The organism is Amedibacillus sp. YH-ame10 (assembly GCF_053848885.1).
Map to the genome: position 1 here is coordinate 1 of NZ_JBSPFA010000065.1, position 1,791 is coordinate 1,791.

At 30.5% G+C, this 1,791-nt stretch carries 1 protein-coding gene; it reads left to right on the forward strand.

What is annotated here, in order from left to right:
• The first annotated feature begins 583 nt into the window (after positions 1-583).
• Entirely contained in the window at positions 584-1,174 is a 591-nt protein-coding gene (locus ACWG42_RS14900) for an ORF6N domain-containing protein (protein WP_455793353.1), read from the forward strand.
• Positions 1,175-1,791 lie beyond the last annotated feature (617 nt).

The following is a 1,791-nucleotide window of genomic DNA, read 5'->3' on the forward strand; positions in this document are numbered from 1 at the left end:
ACATCAAATTATATAAAAGGATTCATGGCAAGACATTGAAAGGCTGCTCGCTACGCTCACAACCTTTCAATATAAGATTTAATTTTATATGGTAATAATTCCACACTTACTTGACACTAACATGCTATTATTGTTGTTTGTAAATTACTTAAAGTTTAAAAAGGTATGGACTAAAGAAGAAGGTTTGATAATTTAAAAGTTTTTTTAAATTTTAAAAGCACTAAGTTGAATGTTATAGAATTTCATTTGATTTGTGTTTTATTTGGATATTTGTTCTATCAGTTATATTTGAACACAGAAGATGTAGAGAAATACATTGGTAAATGTTTACCTGTTATTTTGAAGAATTATAAAGAGGAATTTTTGCAGTGTCTTGTAGTATATAGTGGAGAATATTTTTGTTCTATGACTATGAGAGAGTTTATTGAATATAGAGATGGTTGCAATGATGTGATAAAGAGGTTTATCTTAGAATTTTTTGCTTGAGATCGTGGTTACATTTTGTTACCTCAAGAATAAATCAAGAAAATTTAGGAATTTTGTATATAAATCTCGTATATATAATATGAAGGGAGGTAATTGAATGAATGAAATAATTACCAAAGGTAAAGAATTTAAAGATTTAGTACATATAATACGTGGACAACAAGTGATGTTAGATAGTGATTTAGCACAATTATATGGAACAGAGGTTAGTAAATTAAATCAACAAGTTAAGCGTAATATAGAAAAATTCCCAAATGATTTTATGTTTCAACTAACCAAAGAAGAGCAGGATAACTTGAAATCACAAAATGTGACTTCAAGTTCACATGGTGGGAAGAGAAAATTATCTTTTGTATTTACAGAACAGGGAGTGTACATGATTGCTACGATTTTAAAAAATGACATTGCGACACAACAAAGTATCTATATTATGAGATCTTTTAAAGAAATGAAACATTATCTAGTTGAAAACAAACAATTACTAGATAATACAGACTTCTTAAAATTAACAACAACGGTCATGCAGAACAAAGAGGATATACAAATTATGAAAGATACCATGGCAACAAAAAGTGATATAGACAAAATCATGGAAAACTTTATTGATGATACTCCAGTAAAAGAAATAACTTTCTTAGAAGGTCAAAGATTTGAAGCCAATGAAGCTTACATAAGCAAGAAAATGTAGATGTGACTATTTTTACTGCAAATAAAAGCGTTCCAAAATTGCAGAGATTAGAAGAAGCTAATTTTGATAGAGAATATCCCAATTTATATATCAAAAGAATTAGAGATTTCCATGACCGTTATATTATCTTAGATTATGGTACATCAGATGAAGTTATGTATCATTGAGGTCATTCTAGTAAGGATACTGGAAATAAAGTTAGCACCATTCATAAAATGTCGGACACAGAAGTCATGCATCCTGTAATAGATAGAATTTTAGAAAATAGCGACTTCTTGTTTAGATAGATTCATTTGGTGAAGTGCAAATTTTGCACCACAAATTGTTCTTTGACAATTGAATATCCCCTTTCTTTTTTTACACATATTGTAAATAAAGGCCCTCTAAACTTTCATAGGGAATTAAAAAAATAGCCTCTAAACTTTTGTAGGGTGAAGGGGTACCTATAAACTTTCGTAGGGTCAAAAAGGCACGTCATTTTGTAATGATATGCCTTTTTCGTGTGCCGGGCATGGCATACATCTAAGTGGTGAAAGTCCACTGTGGAGGTTTAGTCGCTAACCACTAGTCGAAGACAAGGGTGTCCATCGTGAGATGGAATCTGAAGGAAGTCCTAG

Coding starts and splice junctions, on each gene's coding strand:
- ACWG42_RS14900 (WP_455793353.1), top strand. CDS start 584: ATGAATGAAATAATTACCAAAGGTAAAGAATTTAAAGATTTAGTACAT.